Genomic DNA, 4,701 nt, shown 5'->3' with positions numbered 1-4,701 from the left:
GGCACCGTGCTGGGCCTGGACCCCAGCGCCGGCATGCTGGCCGAGGCCCGCGCCACCGGCGCGCCGCTGCTGCAGGGCCGGGCGGAGCAGGTGCCGCTGCCCGGCGCCAGCCTGGATATGCTGACCATGGGCTATGCGCTGCGCCATGTGGCCGATCTCGGCGCCGCCTTCGCCGAATTCCACCGCGTGCTGCGCCCCGGCGGCCGGGTGCTGCTGCTGGAGATCGGGCGGCCGGAGGGGCGGCTGGCCCATGGTCTCGCCCGCGCCTATCTGGGCGGCGTGGTGCCGGCGCTGTGCCGGCTGGCGGCGCCGCGCGCCGGCACGCTGATGACCTATTACTGGGATACCATCGAGGCCTGCGTGCCGGCCGAGGCCATCCTGGGCCACCTGCGCGGCGCCGGTTTCCATGACGTGGGCTGCGAGACCTCGCTGGGCATCTTCCGCGCCTATACGGCCACGCGCTGAGGCCATGGCGGCAAGGCAGCCCCGGGCCTGGACCGCCCCGCCCGCCATCCGTGCCTCGGCCGGGCTGCATCTCGGCGCGGCACTGGCCACCCTGGCGGCGCCCGCCATCTGGCCCTGGGCGCTGGGCGCGGTGGCGCTGAACCACGCGGTGCTGACGGCGGCCGGCATGATCCCCCGCAGCGCCCTGCTGGGCCCCAACTTGCGGCGCCTGCCGCCCGGCCGGGCCGCGCGGGGCGAAGTGGTGCTGACCTTCGACGACGGCCCTGACCCCATGCTGACGCCCCGCGTGCTGGCCATGCTCGCTGAGGCCCGCGCCCGCGCTTCCTTTTTCCTGATTGGCGAGCGGGCGCGGCGGCATCCGGATCTGGTGCATGCCATCCTGGCTGCGGGCCATACCGTCGAGAACCACACCGATACCCATCCCACCTTCTTCGCCGCCCTCGGCATGGCCGGGCAGCGGCGGCAGATCCTGAGCGCGCAGTGGAGCCTGCGGGAAGCCGGTGCCGAGCCACGCTGGTTCCGCCCGCCCATGGGCCTGCGCAGCCCGCTGCTGGACCCGGTGCTGGCGGGGCTGGGGCTGCACCATGCCTCCTGGACCTGGCGCAGCGCCGACGCGGTGCTGCCGGATGCCGGGCGGATCCTGCGCCGGCTGCGGCGCGTCGGGGCAGGGGATGTCGTGCTGCTGCATGACGGCACTTGGCGCGCCGATGCCACTGGCCAGCCGCCGCTGCTGCGGGTGCTGCCCAGCCTGCTGGAGCGGCTGCGGCGGGAAGGGCTGCGCGCGGTGCCGCTGCCGCCGCCTGAAGAAATCGTTCCAGGCCCGCGCCCATGAGGCCGGGGATGCCTTGCCGCGCCCAAGGCTGCCTTTCATAATCGTTGCGATGCCCGAGGCACCCGTGCCGTTCCCTTCACTCCAGCCTTCCGCCTTGCCGCGGCTGATCCAGGCCGTGGCCACGCGCTACGGCGGGGCGTCGCGCTATACCCGCCATTATGTGCGTGCCAAGCTGCTGCGGGACCCGGCGACGAAAGCCATCGTGACGCTGGCCACGGAACTCGGCGGCTTCGGCACGGTGGGCGACCTGGGCTGCGGGCGCGGGCAATTGTCGCTGCTGCTGCTGCTGGCCGGCGGCGCCGAAGCCGTGCTGGGGATGGACCGCAACGGCCCGGCGCTGCTTGAGGCCCAGGCGGCGGCCAGGGGCCTGCCCGCCCGCTTCACCGCCGCCGACCTCGCCACCGAGCCGCTGCCGGATTGCGACACGCTGCTGCTGGTGGATGTGCTCTACCAACTGCCGCCGGAGGCGCAGCGCGCGCTGCTGGAGCGGATGGCCACCGCCGCCCGCCGCCGCATCGTGATCCGCGCCTTCGACCCCGATCTTGGCTGGCGCTCCCGCTGCGGCTTTGCCATGGAATGGCTGAACCGGGCCGGGCGGGGCGACCTGCGCCGCGCCGCCATCGAGCCCATGAAGCTGCCCGCCCTGCGCGCCGTGCTGGAGCGGGCGGGCTTCCGGGTTTCCGTCACGCCTTGCTGGGGCGGCATGCCCCTGCCCAATGTGCTGCTGCTGGCCGAAAGAGGTTCCGCGTGAAAATCCGACCAACTCCGGGCCTGGCCCTTTGCGCCGCCATGGCGATGGCGGGACCCGCCCTGGCGCAGCCGGCGGTGCCGCCGCAGCCGGTGCTGGAGGCTGGCATCGGTGGCGGCGGTGGCTGGCTGCCGGACTACCCCGCCGCCGGCCAGAACCACCCGCAAGGGCTGGTCTTCCCCTACCTCATCTACCGCGGCGAGATCCTGCGCAGCGACGACCGGGGTGTCCGCAGCCGCTTCTACAGCAGCGACAGCATCGGGCTCGACCTCAGCTTCTCCGGCGCCTTTCCCTCCCGCTCGGACGACAACAAGGCCCGGCGCGGCATGCCGGATCTCGACTGGCAGGGTGAGGTCGGGCCTTCCCTGCGCCTGACGCTGTGGCGGGACATGGACACGCCGCAGCGGCTGAACCTGGAACTGCCGGTGCGGGCGGTGTTTTCCACCGACCTCTCCTCCATCCACTACCGGGGCATCACCGTCTCTCCGGAACTGGCCTGGGAGCGGTTGAACCTGGGCGGCGCCGGCACCCGGCTGCGGCTCGGCCTGGGACCCGTCTTCGCCACCAACCGGCTGATGGACTATTACTACGAGGTGCAGCCGCAATACGCGCTGCCGGACCGCCCCGCCTATAACGCCAAGGGCGGCTATCTCGGCACCCGGCTGCAATTCTCCTATCGCCTGCCGCTGACGGAACGGATCGCCATGGTGGCGGGTGGACGGCTGGAGAATTTCAGCGGCGCCCGCAACGACGACAGCCCGCTGTTCCGGCAGAACTGGAACGTCAGCCTCGCGCTCGGCTTCTCCTGGACCCTCTACCGGTCGGAGGCCACGGTGGCCTCCACCGCCAGCCCCTTCGATTAAGGCTTCCGCGCGCATGACACCCAAGGTTGCCCTGCTGCTGGTGACGCTGCTGCTGGTCCTGGGCCCCTGGCTCCTGTGGCGGGTGCGGGCCATCCGGCGGCTGGCGCCGCTGGCGGTGCTGCAGATCATGGCCGGCGTACTGCTGGGGCCGACGCTCTTTGGCCGGCTGGCGCCGGAGGCGCATGCGGCCATCTTCTCGCCCTGGGTGCTGAATGCGCTGAACGGCCTCTCCAACCTCGGCGTGGCCCTCTACGTCTTCTGCTCCGGCCTGCATCTGGACACCGGCGGGCTACGGGACAGCGCCCGGCGCCTGGGGCCGATGGCCGCCGGCAGCATGGGCCTGCCGCTGCTGCTGGGCCTGGGCGCCGGCTTCTGCATCGCCGCCATCTGGCCCAGCGCCATGGGCGCGCGCGCGGATGTGGTGGGCTTCGCCACGGCCATCGCCATCTGCGTCGCCGTCACCGCGCTGCCGGTGCTGGCGGCCATCCTGCAGGAAATGGGGCTGATCACCGGCCGGCTGGGCCAAACCGCCCTGGCCCTGGCGGCGCTGAACGACATGGCGCTCTGGCTGGCCATCGCCATGCTGCTGGCCATGGCCCAGGGCAGCGCGGCGCATTCGCTGGCCGTCTCCGGCATGGCCCTGGGCTGGATGGCGGCCATGGCGCTGGTGGTGCGGCCGCTGCTGGCACGCCTCGCGGCGCGCGCGCCCAAGGAGGAGACGGTGCTGGCCCTGGCGCTGGGCGTGGCCTTCGCCTCCGCCGCCGTGGCGGAGGCCATCGACCTCGGCCTGATCATCGGCGCCTTCGCCGCCGGCGTCGCTATGCCGGCCGCCTGGCGCGCCACGCTGCTGGCACGGGTGGAGCCGCTGACGGCCGCCGTGCTGCTGCCCTTCTTCTTTGTCTCCACCGGGCTGCGCGCCTTCATCGAGCCCGGCTCGGGCGCCTTCCTGGGCATGCTGGCGCTGGTGACGGCGGCGACCGTGCTGGGCAAGGTGGCGGGCACCGCCATCCCCGCCCGCGCGGCCGGCGAAAGCTGGCGGGATGCGCTGGCCCTCGGCGCCCTGATGCAGACCAAGGGGCTGATGGAGGTGGTGGTGCTGGCGGTGCTGCTGGATGCCGGGTTAATCGCGCCTTCCATCTTCTCCGCCCTGGTGGCCATGGCGGTGCTCTGCACCCTGGTGACCGCGCCCCTGGTGCGGCTGGCGCTGGCGCGGCGCAGGGCGCAGGCCATCGGTTCCGTTTCGTGTTGATGGTCTCACGCGCTGCGACAGGTTATAGTGCTGCGGTTATTCGGCCCCTGGGAGGTTCGCGTTGAGTTCTGTTGTTGGCATTGAGGCCGAGGTCGCCGAGTTGATCGTGGAAGCCCTGCACCTGGAGGTTTCCCCTGCCGAGATAGACCCGGAGGCGCCCCTGTTCGGCGCGGGGCTGGGCCTCGATTCCATCGATGCGCTGGAAATCGCCCTGGCCGTCTCCAAGCGCTACGGCTTCCAGCTCCGCTCGGACGATGAGCGCAACGGCCAGATCTTCGCCTCCCTGCGCAACCTTTCCGCGCATATCGACAAGAACCGGGTCAAGTGATGCCGGGCGGGGTTCCGCCCCGCATGGTTCCGGCCGGCCCCTGGGGCCGGCTGCTGCGGCATGTGGCGCCGGTGCTGCCACTGGCCGGTGGTGCCCTGGCGATGCGGCTGCTGGACCGGCCTGGCCCGGCGGCATTGCTGGCCACGGGCGCCGTGGCACTTTCCCTCGGCCGGCGGATGGGCCTGGCGGCGCGGTTGGCCCTGGCCGCCGGGCTCG

Annotated in this window: 7 protein-coding genes; all 7 read left to right on the top strand. The window is 72.6% G+C overall.

Annotation, left to right across the window (positions count from 1 at the left end; genetic code table 11):
- Positions 1-465: methyltransferase domain-containing protein (locus tag IBL25_RS24590; RefSeq protein ID WP_187781097.1), on the top strand; the 465-nt coding region annotated here is incomplete at its 5' end.
- 4 nt (positions 466-469) lie between these two features.
- Positions 470-1,297: a polysaccharide deacetylase family protein gene (locus IBL25_RS24585; RefSeq protein ID WP_187781096.1), complete on the top strand. Its 828-nt coding sequence runs from the start codon at positions 470-472 to the stop codon at positions 1,295-1,297.
- Positions 1,298-1,346: 49 nt separating this feature from the next.
- Entirely contained in the window at positions 1,347-2,048 is a 702-nt protein-coding gene (locus tag IBL25_RS24580; RefSeq protein WP_187781095.1) for a class I SAM-dependent methyltransferase, read from the top strand.
- A complete protein-coding gene (locus IBL25_RS24575; RefSeq protein WP_187781094.1) occupies positions 2,045-2,908 on the top strand; it encodes a MipA/OmpV family protein in 864 nt (287 codons plus the stop codon). Before IBL25_RS24580 ends, IBL25_RS24575 begins: the two co-directional genes overlap by 4 nt.
- Positions 2,909-2,921: 13 nt before the next feature.
- Positions 2,922-4,157, top strand: a complete 1,236-nt coding sequence (locus tag IBL25_RS24570; protein WP_187781093.1) for a cation:proton antiporter — start codon at positions 2,922-2,924, stop codon at positions 4,155-4,157.
- Between the two features lie 61 nt (positions 4,158-4,218).
- Positions 4,219-4,485: a phosphopantetheine-binding protein gene (locus IBL25_RS24565; RefSeq protein WP_187781092.1), complete on the top strand. Its 267-nt coding sequence runs from the start codon at positions 4,219-4,221 to the stop codon at positions 4,483-4,485.
- A 23-nt stretch (positions 4,486-4,508) separates the two neighbouring features.
- A partial coding sequence (locus IBL25_RS24560) for a hypothetical protein (protein WP_202986882.1) occupies positions 4,509-4,701 on the top strand: 193 nt, incomplete at its 3' end.

The organism is Pseudoroseomonas ludipueritiae (genome assembly GCF_014490445.1).
Classification (GTDB): Bacteria; Pseudomonadota; Alphaproteobacteria; order Acetobacterales; family Acetobacteraceae; genus Pseudoroseomonas; species Pseudoroseomonas ludipueritiae.
Note: the sequence above shows the minus strand (reverse complement) of the source record. Positions and strands in the feature narration are given on the sequence as shown.

What these genes read in the sequence shown, in the direction of transcription:
- IBL25_RS24570 (WP_187781093.1), top strand. Translation starts at nt 2,922, where the DNA reads ATGACACCCAAGGTTGCCCTGCTGCTGGTGACGCTGCTGCTGGTCCTG.
- IBL25_RS24585 (WP_187781096.1), top strand. Translation starts at nt 470, where the DNA reads ATGGCGGCAAGGCAGCCCCGGGCCTGGACCGCCCCGCCCGCCATCCGT.
- IBL25_RS24580 (WP_187781095.1), top strand. Translation starts at nt 1,347, where the DNA reads ATGCCCGAGGCACCCGTGCCGTTCCCTTCACTCCAGCCTTCCGCCTTG.